The following is a 19,135-nucleotide window of genomic DNA, read 5'->3' as shown; positions in this document are numbered from 1 at the left end:
GGGCACACGCCCGGGGGCACACGCCCGGGGGCACACGCCCGGGGGCACACGCCCGGGGGCACACGCCCGGGGGCACACGCCCGGGGGCACACGCCCGGGGGCACACGCCCGGGGGCACACGCCCGGGGGCACACGCCCGGGGGCACACGCCCGGGGGCACACGCCCGGGGGCACACGCCCGGGGGCACACGCCCGGGGGCACACGCCTCCCTCAGCGGAACCATCGAGACAATCGGCCTCCACACCGGTGATTACTCCGCACGATTGCGGCACTCGCATTGCGGCACAACATCACGGCGCCACCGCGGCATCGCCTTACTTCATAAGGTTCCGCAGCACGTACTGGAGGATGCCGCCGTTGCGGTAGTAGTCGGCCTCGCCGGGGGTGTCGATGCGGACCACCGCGTCGAACTCGGTCGTGGAGCCGTCCTTGTGCGTGGCGGTGACATGCACGGTCTTCGGCGTCGTGCCGGAGTTGAGCTCCTCCACGCCGGCGATGTCATACGTCTCGGTGCCATCAAGCCCCAGCGACTTGTAGGACTCGCCTTCAGGGAACTGCAGGGGCAGCACGCCCATGCCAATGAGGTTGGAACGGTGGATGCGCTCGAAGCTCTCAGTGATGACGGCACGAACGCCGAGCATCAGCGTGCCCTTGGCGGCCCAGTCGCGCGAGGAGCCGGTGCCGTACTCCTTACCGGCCAGCACCACGAGCGGCGTGCCCGCAGCCTTGTAGTTGAGCGATGCATCGAAAATCGTGGACGGCTTGCCAGTCGTGAAGTCGTAGGTGAAGCCGCCGGGCGTGACCTCCTCGCCCATCGAAGCGAGCAGCTGGTTGCGCAGTCGGATGTTGCCGAACGTGCCGCGCACCATCACCTCGTGGTTGCCTCGACGGGAGCCGTAGGAGTTGAAGTTCTTCGGAGCCACGCCACGATCGGTGAGGTACTTGCCGGCCGGGCTGGACGCCTTGAACGCACCGGCTGGGGAGATGTGGTCGGTGGTCACGGAGTCGCCGAGCAGTGCGAGCACGCGGGCACCGTGGATGTCCTCGACCGGGTCCGGCACGGCCTTCATGCCGTCGAAGAACGTCTGCTTGCGCACGTAGGTGGACTTCGGATCCCAGGCGAACAACTCGCCTTCGGGCACGTCGAGGCCCTTCCAACGACGGTCGCCCTCGAACACGGAGGCGTAGTCCTTGAGGAACATCTCACGGCTGACCGTGCCGTTCACCACGGCGGCCACCTCTTCGTTGGTGGGCCAGATGTCCTTGAGGAACACGTCGTTGCCATCCTGATCGACGCCGAGCGGCTGGGTCTCGAAGTCGAAGTCCATCGTGCCGGCGAGCGCGTAGGCGATCACGAGCGGCGGCGAGGCGAGGTAGTTCATCTTGACGTCGGGGCTGATGCGGCCCTCGAAGTTGCGGTTGCCGGAGAGCACTGCGGTGACGGTCAGGTCGTTGGCGTTGATGGCCTCGGAGATCTCGGGCAGCAGCGGGCCGGAGTTGCCGATGCAGGTGGCGCAGCCGAAGCCGACGAGCTCGTAGCCGAGCGCGTCGAGGTCGTCCTGCAGGCCGGCGGCCTTGAGATAGTCGGCCACCACCTGGGAGCCGGGAGCGAGCGAGGTCTTGACCCACGGCTTGGGCTTGAGGCCCAGCGCGTGCGCGTTGCGGGCGATCAGGCCGGCGGCCACCATGACGGATGGGTTGGAGGTGTTGGTGCAGGAGGTGATCGAGGCGATGGCCACGTCGCCGTTGGTGATGTCGAAGTCGCCGCGGAAGTCGGTGGAGACGGCGATCGGCTCGTGGGCGGTCTTCTCGGTCTCGTACGCGGGCAGCGTGTCTTCGAACGTGGACTTGGCAGTGGCGAGCGTGATGCGGTCCTGCGGGCGCTTCGGGCCGGCGATGGACGGCACCACGGTACCGAGGTCCAGCTCCATGTATTCGGAGTACTTTGGTTCGACGTAGTCCGGATCGTTGGCGTCGCCCCACAGCTTGTTGGCCTTGGCGTACGCCTCGACGAGTGCGACCTGCTCGTCCGAGCGGCCGGTCAGGCGCAGGTAGTCGAGCGTGACGTCATCAATCGGGAAGATGCCGCAGGTGGAGCCGAACTCCGGGCTCATGTTACCGATGGTGGCGCGGTTGGCCAGCGGCACGGAGGCGATACCCTCGCCGTAGAACTCCACGAACTTGCCGACCACGCCGTGCTTGCGCAGCATGTCGGTGATGGTGAGCACCACATCGGTGGCGGTGACGCCCTCGGGGATGGAGCCGGTAAGCTTGAAGCCCACCACGCGCGGCACGAGCATGGAGATGGGCTGACCGAGCATGGCGGCCTCGGCCTCGATGCCGCCCACGCCCCAGCCGAGCACGCCGAGACCGTTTTCGGTGGTGGTGTGCGAGTCGGTGCCGACGCAGGAGTCGAGGTAGGCGAGCTCACGGCCGTCGTTCAGGCCGGATGCCTCGGCGGTCTTGGTCATGACGACCTTGGCCAGGTATTCGATGTTGACCTGGTGGATGATGCCGGTTCCCGGCGGCACGACGCGGAAGTTGCGGAACGCCTGCTGGCCCCAGCGCAGGAACTGGTAGCGTTCGCCGTTGCGCTGGTATTCGATATCCATGTTCTGCTCGACCGCGTCGGCGATGCCGTACTTGTCGATCTGCACGGAATGGTCGATGACCATGTCCGACTGGACCTGCGGGTTGATGACCTCCGGGTCGCCGCCGAGGTCTTTGACCGCGTCGCGCATGGTGGCGAGATCCACGATGCACGGCACGCCGGTGAAGTCCTGCATGACCACGCGGCTCGGGGTGAACTGGATTTCATGGCTGGGCTGCGCGTCGGGGTCCCAGTCGAGCAGGGCCTTGACGTGCTCGTCGGTGATGTTGGCGCCGTCGATGTTGCGCACGAGGTTCTCGACCAGCACCTTGAGTGAGTACGGCAAGTGGTCGACGCCATCGAGATTGGCGATGTTGTAGTAATCGAAGTCCTTGCCGGCCGCGTGCAGTGTGGCCAGTTGGGCGTCACGTAAGGACATGCTTCCTCCGAATCGTGAATCGGCTCTTATTGCCGTAGATTATCCGCTTGTTATGGTACGGGTACGTTACTTTGCCTCTGGCGTGTCGGATTGAAACGTGAGACAATGCGGCGACTTTATTCCGGCTGGTTGCGGTGAGGGCCGGCGAAAGGGAGCCAGCTCCCTTCAGTCAGCTACGCTGACAGCTCCCCTCAGAGAGGGGAGCCGACTAGGCACACGCTTGCGGGCGAAAGATTGACGACTGATTCTCTCAGAGAGGGAACCGAATTTGCGCCGGCGAGAGACGAAACGCCTAGATATTGATTCCGCGGCGGCGTAGGAACCGGGTCAGGATGCTGCCGGCCCGCGGCACCAGCCATAGGCACAGCACAAAAATGACCGCTGCGCCGGCGAGGGCGATGAGCGTGGCGGTCAGCGTGGCGCCGGTGGGCAGGATGAGCGCGAAGAACCGCGCCACGAAGGGGATGAATGCGCCGATGACGCCAGCGGCGGCGAAGAACGCCACCAGCCCACCGCGCCAGCCGTTGAGCGGACGGGCCACGCGGGCGAGCACGAACACGCCCATCACGAACAGGATGATGGCGCTCGTGGCGCGCAGCGAGGAAAGATCAGCGGGGCTGTCGGCCACGTCCCAGCCCATGATGCCGGGCAGGAACCACGAGGCGAGCAGCACGGACAGCGCGGTGGCCACGCCGCCGGGCAACGCGAACCTGACCACACGCCCCAGGAAACCGGGGATGTACCGGCGCGTGTTCGGCGCAAGCGCAAGGATGAACGCCGGCATGCCGATGGTGAGCGCGCCGATGTACGTGATGTGGCGGGGCAGGTACGGGTACGGAATCTGCGTCAATACCACGCCGAGCGAAATCAGCGCCGAATATACGGTTTTGACGAGGAACAGGCTGGCCACGCGTTCCATGTTGGCCATGACCTGACGCCCACGCGCCACCACATCCGGCAGGTGGGAGAACTTGGAGTCCACGAGCACGACCTGCGCCACGGCTTTGGTGGCGGGCGCGGCGTTGCCCATCGCGATGCCGAGGTCGGCCTCCTTCAGCGCCAGCGCGTCGTTGACGCCGTCGCCGGTCATGGCCACCACATGCCCCTGGAGGTGAAGGGCCTTGACGATGGCCTTCTTCTGATCCGGCAGCACGCGGCCGAGCACGTCCACGCCTTCGAGCGTGCGGGCGAGTTCGTTGAGGTCCTCAGGCAACTCGCGCGCGTCCATCGCGACCGGTTCGCGGTCTCCGGTGAGCCGCACCTTGCGGGCGATCGCCCCCACGGTGACGGGATTGTCGCCGGAAATGACACGGCAGCGCACGCCCTGTTCGCGGAACCATGCAAGGGTCGGCTCGGCATCGGAACGGATACGTTCGGCGCACAGGACGAGGGCGACCGGTTCGGCGTGCGGGTCGAGCGTCGGATCGTCAAGGAGACGGCACCATTCGCTCCGGATGTCGGAGGAGGTGTCGCCTACGACCTTACGGTGCTTGCACTCACATCCCTTACTATCCAGGGCTTCGTAATCATTACGGCCCTCATGGTCACCGGCCTGGCCCTCGTGGCTTTCACGGTCCTCATGGCCGTCCTGGTTGCCGGTATCCTCGCAATCGCAGTGCCCTTTCCCAGCGCGCGCGACGTCTTCGCTCGCTCTGGCCATGAGCAGCACGCGGTTGCCGTCGCCGGCGTAGTCGTTGACCCGTTTGAGCAGGTCTGTGGTGTCACGGTCGAGCGCGGCGAGAATCACCTCGGGGGCGCCCATGTACCATAGGCTGCCATCGCCTTCCACCACGGCGCTCCATTTGCGGGCCGAGGAGAACGGGATGCGGGCGTTGACGTCGCACGCCCCATAACCCTGTGCGGTGAGTCCAGCGAGGACCGCCCTGCCGGTGCCGTTGGGCTGTTCCTCGTTGCAGCAGTCGTACAGGGCCTGTGCGACAATCCGCTCGGCCGCGGCATCATGTCCATCCGCCGCATCATGTCCGGTCGCTGCGTCATGTCCGCCAACATCGGCCGCGCCACACCCGCCGCCAGTCGCTCCCCCGGCGCTACCATCCTCATCCCCCAGCATGATGAGCCGGTCGAAGGCGATGCCGCCGTCGGTGATTGTGCCGGTCTTGTCGAGGTTAAGCGCGTCCACACGGGCCAGCGTCTCCACCGATTCGAGTTCCTGCACAAGCGTGTTCTTTCGCGCCAGCCGGATGGCGGCGAGCGCGAAGTTGAGCGACGTGAGCAGCACGAGGCCTTCGGGAATCATGCCGACCACGCCGGCTACCGCGGAGACCACGGCCTGCCGCCATTCACCGGTAGCGAGGGCCTCGGACCATCCTCCCACGGTCCGAATCTGCGAAAGGATGAGCAGCACACACAGCGGCACCACCAGGAAGGTCATGAACTTCAGAATGGTGTTGATGCCCTTGTTGAGGTCGGAGACGGTCTTCTTGTAGACCTTGGCCTGGGCGGTGAGCGTGGCGGCGTACGAATGCTCCCCCACCGCGTTCACCCGAATCAGCGCCATGCCGGAGACCGCGGTGGCGCCGGAGTAGATCTGCTCGCCCACCTTGTGCCGCACGGTGCGGGATTCGCCGGTGAGCATGGATTCGTCCAACTCGAGTCCCCAGGTCTCGACGATCAGGCCGTCCGCCGGGACCTGTTCGCCCGACCGCACCCACAGCAGGTCGTCCATGACGATGCCGTTGTGGGGCACCGGCACGTTCACGCCGTCGCGCCGGACCAGAACATCGGAGGCCACGAGGATGGAAAGCCGGTCAAGCGTGCGCTTGGCCTTGAGCTCGGTGACGATGCCGATGCCGGTGTTGATGATAATGACGAAGCCGAACACCGAGTCCTTCCAGGAACCGGTGATGAGCACAAGCACCATGGCGGCGAAGATGATGCCGTTGAACAGGGTGAACACGTTGGCGCGCACGATATCCGCGACCGATCGCGAGGTGGAGGTCTTCACCTCGTTGGCCTGCCCGCGTTCGACCCGTTGCTCCACCTCGGCAGCTGTCAGTCCCGGCTCGCGGACATCCGGCATCGTATCGACCGTCGTTGTATTCATGGTGTCAAGACTACCGCCATCGTCCTATCGCGCACTCGGTACCACGCCAACACCATCGAATCACCGGGCTACCGCAACCTGCCGCGTCGCCGGGCTATCCGCAACCTATAGCCGCCGACAACGTAACCGCCTACAGCGTCGACCCGCCGCTCTCGAATTTCGCGCCCCCGGTGGTACTCACGATGATGGCGCGGTCGTGCGGCTCGTCGCGCAGGATGGAGAGCACGGCATCGGTCAGCGGCGTGGCGTCGGTGGCGCGGTCGTTGACGGTGAGGGTGGCCGCATACAGCAGATCGTCGCCGGGAACGGCGGTCGGGTTGAGCAGGGCGACAGGGATGCCGGCCTCGCGCGCGTTGGTCAGCGCACTGTCCCAGCCCTGCCGGTTGCCGTCGGTGACGTTGATGCCGCTGATGACGATGATCTTGACCGTGCGGGCCACGAAATCATCGACGGCCTGCTGCGCGGCCGTTGCAGCGGTGTTCGATACCGGCGTCCGAGAGGAGCCTGCCCCGGCATCGGAGCCGGATGATGCGGCGCCGGTCGCCGACTCACCGCCTGAACCGCCAGCCGGCGATGCCGCATCGGATTGTGCCCTCTCGTCACCAGTCTTCGCGTCCTCGACCGGACCGTTCGTGCCGTCAAGCGAGGCGTAGAAGACGTTGACGCCGCCATCGGCCATCACATCGATGGCCATCTTGTCCGCCGCGGCATCCAAGGAACCGACGAATCCGACCGTGACGTCCGACGTATGGACGGAATCATGGGCGACTGCCGGCGGATTGTCCTGCGTATCGCCCACGGCCCGGCCGACCGGCGTGCACGCGGCCAGGGACAGGACGGCGGCCGCACCGGCGAACACGGCCAGTATCCGCTGCATACGGTGCATGTTCATATGGCGCATGATAGTGGCTCCCCGGCGATAAACGGCAACAGCCGCATCCACTCACCTCAGCGAGTGAACAGCGCGACCGTCTCGACGTGATGGGTCATCGGATAGATATCGAAAGCACGGATGTCGGTCAGCTCGTAGCCCTCCGCGACCAGCGTGGCGGTGTCACGAGCGAGCGAGGTGGGGTCGCAAGCAATGTAGACCACGGACGAGGCCCCGGCTGCGGCGATTTGACGGCATACCTTGGTGCGGGCGCCGGCTCGCGGCGGGTCGAGCACCACGACGTCAGGCTTGGCCAGATGCGCCGGTACATGGGCCAGCGTGCGCGACACGTCGCCCGCACGGGCGTCCACGTTGCCGAGATCCATGGCGCGTAGGTTGCGCTGCGCGTTGGCGACCGCCACACGCGCGCCCTCCACGCTGAGCATACGGGTACGTTCGCCGGTCAGTGTGGCCAGCGGCAAGGTGAAGAGGCCGGAGCCGGAGTACAGGTCCCAGATCACCGGTGCCGCAGCGCCCTGCACGCGATCGTTGACCAGGTTGATGATGTGCGTGACCAACGCAATCGGCGCCTGACGATGCATCTGCCAGAATCCGCCGGCATCGACCTGATACGTGAAGACACGACCGCTGACGCTCACCTGTTCGGTGAGGAGCTGGGAGCCTGCCTTGAGATCGCCGTCCACGAGCACGGCGAAATCGTCGCTGGGCCAGTCGTCGGAACGCGGTTCGGGCACGGCCAGACGAATCTGCGAGCCGGGCTCGAAGCCACCGTCCCAGACATGCTCCCGCGACGCCACCTCAAGCAGCGCGCGCGAGGCGAGGGGCATGGTGTCGATGGGCACGCGGGTGTGGGTGCCACGGCGGCGCATCGAGGGACGACCGTCCTCATCGGCGATCATTTCGATGCGGGTGCGCCAGTGGAGACCACCGAGCTCCTCGTCACCGGGCATACGGTCGATGGGTACGGCCACGTCGATATGACCGAGGCGGCTCATCTGCTCGGATACGGTGACCGCCTTCCAACGCAGCTGTCCGGGCAGCGAGACGTGCACAAGGTCGGCGCCGCCCACTCCCCCGCCCATGGCGAGCGGACCGGCGAGCGGCCATGCCGGCTCGACGCGGTCCTCGGACGGCTCGAGCACCTCGACGACCTCACCGGTCCAGAACCGGTCGTCACGGTCGTGCGGCTCGTCCAACTCGATGCGGTCGAGTTCGCCGGGCAGGGCGAACCGAACGAAGACCACGCGGCCATCGATATGGGCCACGCAACGGCCCTGGTCGGCGTATCGTTCGATGCGGACCTCAGCTTGCATCCTCGTTCTTGTCCTTTCGTGCGGTCTTGTGTCGGTGAAGCGGGGTGGCGATGATGAGGTAGCTCACCCAGATGGCCAGCGCCCAGAACGGGATGCCCATGAGCAGGCGCGCCACACCGAGCGCGGCGACGTGATCGGTGAGGTACAGGGGCACCTGCACGAGCAGTCGCAGGCCGAACAGTCCCACCCACAGGCCGGTGACGATCATGTAGGCGCGTTTGAGCTCGGGGTCGTCCATCCAGTCGTGGAACCACGCCTTGAAATGTTCGGTGGGCATCTGACGGATGAACTCCACCACAAGCCCCAAGCCGGGCACGCGGGCGATCAGCGAGACCGACAGCAACGCCGCGTACCCGGCGTTGGTGAGGAAGCCGAGCATGTAGTAGTTGCGGGCCTCATGGCTCTTCCACGCCCAAATCAGGCAGATGCCCACAGCGACGAGGCCGGAGAGCGCGCCCATCAGCGACTGCCGCTGGATGAGCCGGGCCAACACCTGCACGACGGCCAGCACCGCGGAAACCACGATGGTGAGGTTGAGGTTGCTCGTGGCGACGAACAGCACCACGAACACCACGCCCGGCAGCATGGATTCCACCACGCCGCGAGGCCCGCCGATGGCGTCGATGATGGAGAAGTCGTCCCCCTCGCCGGCATCGGCCAAGGCGCCCAGACCCGTGCGTTTCTTCTGATCAGTCATGGTTCAGCAATCCCCTGCTCTTTCTCCTGCGTGCCGCGGCGGAAGTGGTGGCCCGCCGGCGGACCGCCGACAGGCCACAAGCCGCTAGCGGACTTCGGAGAACATCGGGCCGCGGGACAGCGTGGTCTTGACCTCGGTGGTCTGGTCCTGGCTCAGCGGGCCCTTCGGCTTGTTGTCCGGAATGTCCTTGAAGTGCTCCTTGCCGCCTTCCTCGGCCTGGGCGGCGGCCTCCTTGGCGGCCTTGCGCTCAGCGGGGGCGACCGGCGGATGCATCGGGATGAGATCGCGCGGGGCGAGCGGCTCCTCGCCGCGCTCCACCACGATGTCCGCGAAGAACTTGTTGAGGGCCTCGGTCTCCGGGCTGTCCGGATCGGTGGCGGCCTTGCCGGAGAAGATGCCACGGAGCATCCAACGCGGGCCGTCCACGCCCACGATGCGCGTGTTCACGGTCTTGCCGCCCTTGACGCTCACCGGCAGCTTGAGTTCGGTGCCGAACACGCCTTCGGCCTCGGAGGCGCTCTTGTTGGCTTCGAGCAGGTCGGCGCGCACGTCGTCCCACAGACCCAGGGTCTTGGGGGCGGCGAACGCCTCGATCTCGAGGCTGGAGGCGCCGAAGGTGATGGTGGAGCCGAGAATCTGCTGGGTGGCACGGTTGGCCTTGATGCGCAGCTCGATGCCCTGCAGGAACGGCAGGTAGTAGGCGCCGAGGTCCAGATAGTCGTCGTAGTCGGGCACGTCCTCATCGTTGACGTCCCACGGGCCGCGCTCCTCGCCACGGCCGGCGTATTCGCTCGACGGCGCGGCCAGCACGGTCTCCGCGCTTTCGGCCTTAGCGGCGGCGTTGGCGGCCTCGGCGGCCACCTTGTCCTCGTCCACCGCCTCAGCGGCCGCTTCGGCCTCCTTCTTGGCCTTCTTCTTGCCGAATCCGAACAGTCCCATGATTCCTCATTTCGTATGACGGTTGCAACCTTGCTAACACTAGCACCCCGGCTTAGAGAAAGCTGATTGCGGCCATGCCTCGCGCTGTGCTTCGGGCCCGCAAGGCGACCGGCCGCACCTTCGGTTCCGGCCCAGATTCCGCTGCCATCCCCTCATTCGGCCCCGCATCGGGTTTCGTAGGGAGGCCACAATACGATGGCCACATGACCATCAGCATCACCACTTCCAACGTCAATGGCATCCGTGCGGCCGAGCGCAAAGGCATCAGCGACTGGGCCGGCCGGCACACGCCGGACATCTGGTGCCTGCAGGAGGTGCGTGCGCCCCAGCCGGACATCGACCGCATCTTCGGCGGTTTCGCCTTCGAATACTCCCGGTCCGAACGTCAGAAGGCCGCCGGCGATCTGGAGACGACCAACGAGATCTGCCGGGTCAAGGGCCGCGCCGGAGTGGCACTGCTCTCCGATCTGCCGGTGCTCGAACGGCGCTATGGTCTGCCGGGATTGGATGAGGATGTGGATTCCGGCCGTTGGATCGAGAACGACATCCGCACGCCGCAGGGCTATGTGATCACCGTGGCGAGCGTCTACGTGCATGCCGGCAACGCCGACGACCCGGTGAAGATGAGCCAGAAGTTCCGCTTCCTCGACGCGATGCTCACACGCATGGGCGAGTTGCGCGACGAAGCGGCGCACGGCGGCCAGCAGGCGGTGCTGTGCGGCGATTTCAACATCGCGCACACGCCGTTGGACATCAAGAACGCCAAGGCGAACGAGAAGCACGCCGGCTTCCTGCCCGAGGAGCGGGCGTATGTGGACCGGTGGCTGGATGAATACGAGTTCGTGGATGTGATGCGCGATCTGGCCGGTGATATCCAAGGCCCCTATACGTGGTGGAGCCAGCGCGGGCGCGCGTTCGACAACAACGTGGGATGGAGGATCGACTACCAGTTCGCCACGCCGGAGCTCGCGGAGACCGCCCGCGGATTCGTCATCGACAAGGCGCCGACCTACGATCTGCGCTGGTCCGACCACGCACCGCTGACGATTACGTACGACGTGTGAGGCGTTGGTATGTGGCTCTGTCCCACCAACTTTGACATTCCTGTTGAGTTGAGTGTGTTGGTTCCTTAAGGAACCAACACACTCTGAACCAACGCACTCTGAACCTCAAGCAATTAGCGCATGCCAATTTCGGTTGAAAGAGCCTTGTATTTCCGATTATTGCGTTTGGGCTGACTACTGGCTTTGGCGGTGTGGGGTTGGGGGACGTGCTGCTCGACACACTCAAGGCCGTTCGGCCAAGCTTACGGTCGCGCAGCACGTCCCCCAACCCCACACCTTATGATCAGTACGAAACACCTTACGATCAGTACGAATTCATATCTGACATGAAGCTGGAACTCGTAGTCTGTTTCACCAATAATTGGGGTCTTCAGCTTCTGTCTCTCCCCAGTCAGCTTCGCTGACAGCCCCTTCATCAGAGGGGGTCAATACCACTCAGACAATTACGAGACGGACCACTGGCGCAGGCCACTGGAATCCACGTAGTACGAAAAAGTGAAGCCCGGCGGATGCAGTGTCGAAATACTGCATCCGCCGGGCTTCACCGACAGTCACTATGAACTGGACTGCTACAAACGTCCGATCAGTCCAGACCGAGCTTGAGCTTGCCGCCGGGGATGGCGTCGAGCAGGTCGCGGGTGTACTGCATCTTCGGGTGGTCGAACACCTCGTCGGTGGTGGCGTGCTCCACGAGCTTGCCGTGCTGCATCACCACGACCTCGTCGGCGATCTGGCGGACCACGGCCAGATCGTGGGTGATGAACAGGTAGCTCAGGCCCTTTTCGGCCTGCAGATCGTTGAGCAGGTGCAGCACCTGGTCCTGCACGAGCACGTCAAGGGCGGAGACGGCCTCATCGCACACGATGACATCCGGGTCCAGGGCCATGGCACGCGCGATGGCGATGCGCTGGCGCTGGCCGCCGGAGAGCTCGTTCGGGTAACGGCCCATGACCGACTGCGGCATTTCGACCATGTCAAGCAGTTCCTTGACACGGTTGGCACGCCACTTCTGGTCGCCGATCTTGTGGATGCGCAACGGTTCTTCGATGGAGCGGTAGATGGAGTACATCGGGTCGAGCGAGCCGTACGGGTTCTGGAACACCGGCTGCACATGGCGGCGGAAGCCCAGCAGGTCCTTCGCCTTGAACGTGGAGGTGTCGCGGCCTTCGTAGAAGACCTTGCCGGAGGTGGGCTCGAGCAGGTGGAGCACCATGTTCGCCACGGTGGACTTACCGGAACCGGACTCGCCCACAATGGCCAGAGTGGTGCCGCGCTTGACGGAGAAGGACACGTCGTCGACGGCCTTGAACATCTCCTTCTTGCGCGGGAGCTTGAACTCCTTCGTGAGGTGCTCGACGGTGATGATGTGCTCGCTCTTCTCGAGCTCGTTCTCATCGGCGATCTTGTGGTCCAGCAGCGCGTCCGCGTTCTCGCCGCGCTGGCGGGCGGAGATGATGCGCTGGGAGGCCAGCGACGGCGCCGCGGCCACCAGTCGCTTGGTGTACGGGTGCTGCGGGTGCTGGAGCACCTCAAGGGACGGGCCGGATTCAACGACCTGACCCTTGTACATCACGACGATGTGCTGGGCACGCTCGGCGGCAAGGCCCAGATCGTGGGTGATGAACAGCACGGCCGTGCCGAGCGAGTCGGTGAGGTAGTGCAGGTGGTCGAGGATGCGCTTCTGCACGGTCACGTCGAGCGCGGAGGTCGGCTCGTCGGCGATGAGCAGATCAGGGCGGCAGGCCAGACCGATGGCGATGAGCGCGCGCTGGCGCATGCCGCCGGAGAACTCGTGCGGGAACTGCCGGGCGCGCGTGGCGGCGTCCGGCAGACCGGCCTCGGACAGCAGGCCCGCGATACGGTCGTCCATCGTGGAGCCAATCACGTACTTCTTGGCGAGGTACCAGGCCTGATCGTCGTTCACGCCGGCCTTGATGAGGTCGTCGGCCACACGCCAACGGGTCTCGGAACCCGGCACCCATTCGCTCTGGAAGCGGGCCACGGCCTTGTCGAACGCCTCGCCGGTCACACCGGCGTCGGTCAGGGCCTTCTTGGCGGCCTCAAGCAGCTCGGGCAATTCCTTGGAGCCGAGGAAGGTCTCGTCGTCGTTGCCCTTGAGCTTCACGGCGGCGTCCTCGCCGGCCAACGCCTTGGCCAAGGCGGAACGCTTCTCGTGGTTCACGTCCATGTTGTTGGCCTTGAGGGCCTCCTTGACCTGCGAGCCGATGCGCCACACCGGGTTGAGGTTGCTCATCGGGTCCTGGGGCACGAGGCCCATCTTGGTGCCGCGCAGCTTGTCGAATTCCTTCTGCTTGGCGTTCGCGATCTCCTGACCGTCGAGCTTGATGGAGCCGCCGACCACATGACCGGTACCGGGCAGCAGGCCCAGCACGGCCATGGCCGACGTGGACTTGCCGGAACCGGACTCGCCCACGATGGCCACCCACTGGCCGGGATAGACGGTGAAGGAGGAGTTGCGCACGGCGTGCACCGGCTTGCCGGTGTCCGTGGTGAAATCGACGGCGAGATCCTTGACCTCGAGCAGGGGGCCGTGGGCCTTCTGCATGGCCAGCATCTGCGCCTGAGCATTCTGCGCCTGGGAATCGGCGGTGGACTTGTCAGTCATAATGTTTCCTCTACTCCCTTGGCTCAGGCCGTACGGCTCTTCGGATCAAGGGCGTCCTTGACGGCGTCGCCCATCATGATGAACGCGAGCACGGTGATGGCCAGTGCGGCGGACGGGTAGAACAGCACGAGCGGATCGGTCTGCAGGTTGGTCTGGGCGCTGGAGATGTCGCCGCCCCAGCTCACGGTGGTGGTCGGCAGGCCGACGCCCAGGAAGCTCAGCGTGGCCTCGGCCACGATGTAGGAGGCCAGCGACGTGGTGCCGATGACGATGATCGGGGCCAGCGAGTTCGGCAGGATGTGGCGGAACAGGTTGCGCGTAGGAGTCGAACCCAAGGCCGTGGAAGCGGTGTTGAATTCGAGGTTCTTGGCCTCGAGCACGGCGCTTCGGGCGATGCGGCACACGCCCACCCAGCCGAACAGGGCCAGCACCAGCACGATCTTCCAGATGGACTTGGAAGTCTTGAACATCTGGAGGACCACGATGGCGCCGAGCAGCATCGGCAGGGCGAAGAAGATGTCGGTGATGCGGCTCAGAACCGCGTCCACCCAGCCGCCGAAGAAGCCGGCGACGGCGCCGATCAGGGTGCCGAGGAGCACGACGAGCAGCGTGGAGAGCACGCCCACGGACAGGGATGTACGGGTGCCGTACACCACGCGGGTGTACACGTCGCAACCCTGCAGGTCGAAGCCGAACGGGTGGCCGGAGGAGGACGGGCTCAGCGAGTTGGCGAGGTCGCAGCTGTTCGGGTCCTGCTTGGTGAACAGGCCCGGCGCGATGGCCACAATGATGATGAAGAGGATGACGAGCCCGGAGATGATGAACAGCGGGTTGCGGCGCAGCGTGCGCCAGGCGTCAGCCCACATGCTGGTGGCCGGCGCGGATTCGTCCACGGAGTCGACGTCCTGAAGCGGCGTCTCGTCGATAGGTGCCACATAGCGGTCCTGGCCGGGCAGGGTCTCCATGAAGTATTCGGTACCGGGCTCACCGCTCTGGTTGAGCTCAGCCTCGGTGGTCGTGATGTTGTTGTCGTTTGCCATATCGTTCACTCCCCTCCTATCACGCGTAACGGATACGCGGGTCGAGGGCCGCGTAGAGCATGTCGACGATCAGGTTGCACACCACGAAGATCAGCATGAGCAGCGTGACGATGGACACCACCAGATTGGCCTCGCCCTTCAGGATGGACTGGTAGGTGAGGAAGCCGATGCCGTGGATGTTGAAGATCTGCTCGGTAATCATGGCGCCACCCATGAGGGCGCCGATGTCCTGGCCGAGGTAGGTGACGACCGGGATCAGGGAGTTGCGCAGCACATGGCGTAGCATGACCTGCCCGTTCGACATGCCCTTGGCGCGTGCGGTACGCACGTAGTCCTCGGCGATGTTGGAAGAGATTTCGGAACGGGTCAGTCGGATGATGTACGCCATCGACACCGATCCAAGCACCATGGCCGGCATGAGCAGGTCGAGGACCGTCGGGTCGGCGCCGGCGGTCACCGGCAGGATGGACCACTGGATGCCGAGCAGGTACTGCATCACGAAACCGGTGACGAAGGTCGGCACGGAGATGAGGAGCAGGGAGACGATCAGAATGACCGTGTCGTACCACTTGCCCTTCTTGAGGCCCGAGATGATGCCGAAGACCACGCCGAAGACGGCCTCGAAGCAGAACGCCATCAGGCCGAGCTTGATGGTGACCGGGAAGGCGCGGGTGATCTCGTCGATAACGGGCTGGCCGGCAAAGGTGTTGCCGAAGTCAAGGGTCAGTGCGTTCTTCAGGTAGATGAAGTACTGAATGATGAACGGCTGATCGAGGTGGTATTCCGCGCGAATCTGGGCAGCAACGGCCTGATTGATGGGCTTGTCACCGAACATGGCCTTGACGGGATCGCCAGGCAGCAGGAAGACCAGCGCATACACGAGGAACGTTGTGCCGAGAACCACGGGGATCATCTGCAGAATACGTCGCAGAAGATACTTACCCATACGGTTGCTCCTTTTTCATGGACCGGCTTGTAGGCGCAGTACACCCTTGCCGATCGCCAAATACTCCGACAGTCTACCGCAAGCGCTGACGGAGGTTTGTAAACTTTCGTTAACTTATCGGCCATTATGGACTGTCGCACCGGATTTGTCCGGTATGTGGTATGGCTTTGGCCGGTTCGCTACGTCCTTCCTTGCGATCTGCGGCAGAAATTCATTAACGAACTTCCAACGCAGAAGACCATCCATCCGCCCAGCCCACCTCGGCATTCACGAAGCGCGAGAATATGCGAAAGGGGCGGGGATCATGAACGATCCTCGCCCCTTGATTTACCGAACTACTCGTTCGATGTCAGGTGAGTTTCAACTCACTTCTTGGACATCTCGGTGTAGGTCGGGAGGTTCTGCCAATCCATGCCGAAGCCGGACTTGACGGAGAGGGAAGCCACGCCGTTGGCGTTGGAGTAGTACAGCGGGATGGCCGGCAGATCATTGAGGAGGATCTCCTCGGCCTGCTGGTACAGCTTGTTGGCCTCGTCGGTGGTCTTGGCGGCGGCGGCCTGCAGGCACAGGGCGTCGAACTCCGGGTTCTTGTAGTCGCCATCGTTGGAGCCCTTGCCGTCAGCGGCGGCGGTGGAGTACAGCTGCCACAGGTAGTTCTCGGCGGACGGGTAATCCGGCTGCCAACCAGTACGGAAGGCACCCTTGATCTGGCGGTTGGTCACGCCGTCACGGAACTCCTGGAAGGTCGGGATCGGGTTGGTGGCCGCGTCGATGCCTAGGTTGTTCTTGAGCTGGTTCACGACAGCGTCGTAGAGCGGCTTGGCACCACCGTCGGCGTTGTAGGAGAAGGTGAGCTGGCCGTCGTACTTGGAGATGGCGTCGGCCTTGGCCCACAGTTCCTTGGCCTTGGCAGCGTCGAACTTGAGGTTCTCGGAGCCCTTGAGGGAGTCGGAGTAACCCGGGGTCTTCGGGGAGGTGAATTCAGTGGCCGGGGTGGCGTTGCCGTTGAGCACCTTGTCGATGATCTGCTCGCGGTTGATAGCCATGGAGATGGCCTGACGACGCAGCTGGCCTTCCTCGTCGTTCTTGAAGTGGTCAAGGGAGGACGGGATGGTGAAGGTCTGGATGACGGAGCCGGCCTCGGAGTACGGCTGAATCTTCTTGTCGGACTTGAAGGTCTTGGTGAAGGCGGCCGGCACGGACTCCATCACGTCGAGGGAGCCGTTGTTGGACTGGATGTCACGGTAGGCGGCCTGGTCGTCGGTGTAGACCTTGAAGGTCACGCCGTCGTTCTTGACGTCCTCGTTGCCCTTGTAGTCGGGGTTCTTGACGAGGGCGATCTCCTTGTTGTGGTCCCAGTGGTCCAGCTTGTACGGGCCGTTACCGACCGGCTTCTCGCCGAAGGCCTTCGGGTCCTTGTAGAAGGACTCGGGCAGCGGGGCGAAGGCCAGGTAGCCGACCTTGACCGGGAACACGGAATCGGACTGGTTCAGATCCACGGTGAAGGTGGTGTCGTCCACGACCTTGAGGCCGGAGAGCTGCTCGTCACCCTTGAGGCCGTCGGCCTGCAGGTCGTCGTAGCCCTTGATGGTGGAGAAGAAGGAGGAGGCCTTCTGGGCGTTCTTGGCGTTGGCCGCGTAGGACCAGGCCTTGGTGAAGGACTCGGCGGTGACATCGGTGCCGTCGGTGAACTTCCAGCCGGACTTCAGCTTGATGGTGTACTGGGTGGCGTCATCGTTCGGGGTGATGGACTCGGCCACTTCGTTGGAGGCCTTGCCGTCCTTGTCGAAGGAGACGAGGCGGGCGAAGAGCAGGTCGCCCGGCTTGCCGCCACCGGTCTCGTTGGTGTTGGACGGGATGAGCGGGTTCTGAGGCTCGGAGTTGTAGGCGTAGATGATGTTGGCGCCGGCGGTGTCGCCGCTGGCGGCGTTGTTGTTGGTGGAGCCGCCGCAGGCGCTGAGCAGCATGGCCACGGAGCAGGCCAGAGCCGCGAAAGCAAGTGCTTTCTTCTTCATGTTGTTCTCCTATTCATTGGATCGCGGAGCCTTGCAGCCCCGCCTCACGCGAACGGGGTTGGCCCCCTCGCACCGCTGCCGCGGCTCGCAGGAAACCAACCCCGTTGCTGATTACCTGCAATTGTGGCTCAATTTGAAGACAACAAGCAAACGTCATGTTACATCCATGTAAAATCGATGCTCGTTTTTTGGCGGTATTCAGCCAAGTCACAACTTCATGGGCTATGTCCGCATAGTGGTCAGGAAGGGTGCGACGAACCCGTCACCCGTCGAGCCGAGGGTCCGTCAACCCCATTCCATGCGATGCCGCGCACGGCCGCACGCCCATCCCCGGTCTCATGCCCGCTCGCGCACCGCCCCAACGTCGGCACCACGACGATTCATGACGATCACGCGCGGGGAAACGCCTGCGCGTACCGGTCCTTCAACTGTTCGATGGAGACGTGCGTGTACCGCTGGGTGGTTCTGAGCGAGGAATGTCCCAGCATCTCCTGGACCTCCCTCAGGTCGGCACCGCCGTCGAGCATGTGGGTCGCCGCGGAATGGCGCAAGGCATGGGGACCGATATCGGGCACGCCCGCCTCATCCGCCGCCCGGTGGACCGTCTCGCGCACCACACGCTGGTTGATACGGCCGCCGCGGTTGCCCAGGAACACAGCCTGACTGTCTTCCGACGGATGCGCAGGATCCATGTGCACAGAAGCCGTGTGCACAGAAGTCATATTCGCACGGCCGCCCGTATGCACGTCGTCCGGCACACGATCCGCATGCATACTGCCTGTCTGCATACGGCCTGCACGCATATGGTCCGCCGCATCGACGATGACCGGCCGCCCCTGTTCGACCCATGTGCGCAGCGCGCGCATAGCCGGCACGCCGAAGGGCACCACCCGCTGCTTGTTGCCCTTGCCGGTCACGCGGATGGTGCGACTGGTCCAATCGATGTCCGTGAGGTCAAGCGAGACCAGCTCGGCCACGCGGATGCCGGTGGCGTACAGCAGCTCCAGCATCGCGGCGTCGCGCTGGCCCGCCGCACGCCGGATGCGTGTGCGGCGCGGATCGTCTCCCCTATCTGTAGGCACACGATCTGTTGGCGTACGCCGCGCATCATCATCGACGATATCCAGCAGATGCCCGGCCTGCGATTCAGTGAGCACAACGGGCAGCGTCTCGGGGATGGAGGGCGTCATCAGGGCGGAGGCCGGGTCGGTGCGGGTGACGCCATGCAGATGCGCCCACGCGAAGAACGCGCGCACGGACACGGTTTTGCGGGCCATGCTGCTGCGGGCATGGGAGGGCGACTCGCTGGCCATCCAGCCGCGCAGATCGTCGAGCGTGATTTCGTTGAGATCGGTCACACCGCGTTGCTCGAACAAACCCAGACACGACTCAAGATCGGTGCGGTACGCCCTCAGCGTATTCACCGACAGCCCTCGATTGGCTTTGAGATAGGCGACGAACGCATCGATCTGCCCGTCGAACCGCATGTGCCGTGCCTCCCCTGTCCTT

At 64.5% G+C, this 19,135-nt stretch carries 12 protein-coding genes; 1 reads left to right on the top strand and 11 read right to left on the bottom strand.

Features of this window, described 5'->3' with window-relative positions:
• Positions 1–315 precede the first annotated feature (315 nt).
• The 6 genes from acnA to BMYO_RS05415 all read right to left on the bottom strand — a co-directional run bounded on the left by acnA (position 316) and on the right by BMYO_RS05415 (position 9,935).
• Positions 316–3,030: an aconitate hydratase AcnA gene (gene acnA, locus BMYO_RS05440; RefSeq protein WP_094667498.1), complete on the bottom strand. Its 2,715-nt coding sequence runs from the start codon at positions 3,028–3,030 to the stop codon at positions 316–318.
• Between the two features lie 292 nt (positions 3,031–3,322).
• Complete coding sequence (locus BMYO_RS05435; protein WP_094667497.1) at positions 3,323–6,094, bottom strand: cation-translocating P-type ATPase; 2,772 nt, start codon at positions 6,092–6,094, stop codon at positions 3,323–3,325.
• Positions 6,095–6,224: 130 nt separating this feature from the next.
• The gene (locus BMYO_RS05430; protein ID WP_094667496.1) at positions 6,225–6,971 is read right to left on the bottom strand and encodes a hypothetical protein; all 747 of its coding nucleotides are present in this window, start codon (positions 6,969–6,971) and stop codon (positions 6,225–6,227) included.
• A gap of 71 nt (positions 6,972–7,042) precedes the next feature.
• The gene (locus tag BMYO_RS05425) at positions 7,043–8,299 is read right to left on the bottom strand and encodes a class I SAM-dependent RNA methyltransferase (RefSeq protein ID WP_094667495.1); all 1,257 of its coding nucleotides are present in this window, start codon (positions 8,297–8,299) and stop codon (positions 7,043–7,045) included.
• Positions 8,289–8,996, bottom strand: coding sequence for a DUF3159 domain-containing protein (locus tag BMYO_RS05420; RefSeq protein WP_094667494.1), 708 nt, complete (start codon positions 8,994–8,996; stop codon positions 8,289–8,291). Before BMYO_RS05420 ends, BMYO_RS05425 begins: the two co-directional genes overlap by 11 nt.
• Positions 8,997–9,080: 84 nt before the next feature.
• Positions 9,081–9,935 (bottom strand): DUF3710 domain-containing protein, encoded by an 855-nt coding sequence (locus BMYO_RS05415; protein WP_094667493.1) that lies wholly within the window; start codon positions 9,933–9,935, stop codon positions 9,081–9,083.
• Positions 9,936–10,138: 203 nt separating this feature from the next.
• On the opposite strand from BMYO_RS05415, the gene BMYO_RS05410 reads away from it, so the two are divergent.
• Positions 10,139–10,999 (top strand): exodeoxyribonuclease III, encoded by an 861-nt coding sequence (locus BMYO_RS05410; RefSeq protein WP_094667492.1) that lies wholly within the window; start codon positions 10,139–10,141, stop codon positions 10,997–10,999.
• Positions 11,000–11,582: 583 nt separating this feature from the next.
• Here BMYO_RS05410 and BMYO_RS05405 read toward each other — a convergent pair.
• From BMYO_RS05405 to BMYO_RS05385, 5 genes are all read right to left on the bottom strand, one after another.
• Entirely contained in the window at positions 11,583–13,625 is a 2,043-nt protein-coding gene (locus BMYO_RS05405) for a dipeptide ABC transporter ATP-binding protein (RefSeq protein WP_094667491.1), read from the bottom strand.
• 23 nt (positions 13,626–13,648) lie between these two features.
• Positions 13,649–14,590 (bottom strand): ABC transporter permease, encoded by a 942-nt coding sequence (locus BMYO_RS05400; protein WP_169834060.1) that lies wholly within the window; start codon positions 14,588–14,590, stop codon positions 13,649–13,651.
• 94 nt (positions 14,591–14,684) lie between these two features.
• The gene (locus tag BMYO_RS05395; protein ID WP_094667490.1) at positions 14,685–15,611 is read right to left on the bottom strand and encodes an ABC transporter permease; all 927 of its coding nucleotides are present in this window, start codon (positions 15,609–15,611) and stop codon (positions 14,685–14,687) included.
• A gap of 365 nt (positions 15,612–15,976) precedes the next feature.
• Positions 15,977–17,626 (bottom strand): peptide ABC transporter substrate-binding protein, encoded by a 1,650-nt coding sequence (locus BMYO_RS05390; RefSeq protein WP_094667489.1) that lies wholly within the window; start codon positions 17,624–17,626, stop codon positions 15,977–15,979.
• A 389-nt stretch (positions 17,627–18,015) separates the two neighbouring features.
• A complete protein-coding gene (locus BMYO_RS05385; RefSeq protein ID WP_094667488.1) occupies positions 18,016–19,113 on the bottom strand; it encodes a tyrosine recombinase XerC in 1,098 nt (365 codons plus the stop codon).
• Positions 19,114–19,135: the final 22 nt, after the last annotated feature.

The organism is Bifidobacterium myosotis (genome assembly GCF_002259745.1).
In the GTDB taxonomy this organism is placed as follows: Bacteria; Actinomycetota; Actinomycetes; order Actinomycetales; family Bifidobacteriaceae; genus Bifidobacterium; species Bifidobacterium myosotis.
This window is presented reverse-complemented; position numbering and strand designations above follow the sequence as displayed.

Bases quoted from the DNA above. Each gene is read 5' to 3' on its own strand.
- BMYO_RS05385 (WP_094667488.1), bottom strand. From the start codon at position 19,113: ATGCGGTTCGACGGGCAGATCGATGCGTTCGTCGCCTATCTCAAAGCC.
- BMYO_RS05420 (WP_094667494.1), bottom strand. From the start codon at position 8,996: ATGACTGATCAGAAGAAACGCACGGGTCTGGGCGCCTTGGCCGATGCC.
- acnA (WP_094667498.1), bottom strand. From the start codon at position 3,030: ATGTCCTTACGTGACGCCCAACTGGCCACACTGCACGCGGCCGGCAAG.
- BMYO_RS05400 (WP_169834060.1), bottom strand. From the start codon at position 14,590: ATGGAGACCCTGCCCGGCCAGGACCGCTATGTGGCACCTATCGACGAG.
- BMYO_RS05430 (WP_094667496.1), bottom strand. From the start codon at position 6,971: ATGCAGCGGATACTGGCCGTGTTCGCCGGTGCGGCCGCCGTCCTGTCC.
- BMYO_RS05405 (WP_094667491.1), bottom strand. From the start codon at position 13,625: ATGACTGACAAGTCCACCGCCGATTCCCAGGCGCAGAATGCTCAGGCG.
- BMYO_RS05415 (WP_094667493.1), bottom strand. From the start codon at position 9,935: ATGGGACTGTTCGGATTCGGCAAGAAGAAGGCCAAGAAGGAGGCCGAA.
- BMYO_RS05425 (WP_094667495.1), bottom strand. From the start codon at position 8,299: ATGCAAGCTGAGGTCCGCATCGAACGATACGCCGACCAGGGCCGTTGC.
- BMYO_RS05390 (WP_094667489.1), bottom strand. From the start codon at position 17,626: ATGAAGAAGAAAGCACTTGCTTTCGCGGCTCTGGCCTGCTCCGTGGCC.
- BMYO_RS05410 (WP_094667492.1), top strand. From the start codon at position 10,139: ATGACCATCAGCATCACCACTTCCAACGTCAATGGCATCCGTGCGGCC.
- BMYO_RS05395 (WP_094667490.1), bottom strand. From the start codon at position 15,611: ATGGGTAAGTATCTTCTGCGACGTATTCTGCAGATGATCCCCGTGGTT.
- BMYO_RS05435 (WP_094667497.1), bottom strand. From the start codon at position 6,094: ATGAATACAACGACGGTCGATACGATGCCGGATGTCCGCGAGCCGGGA.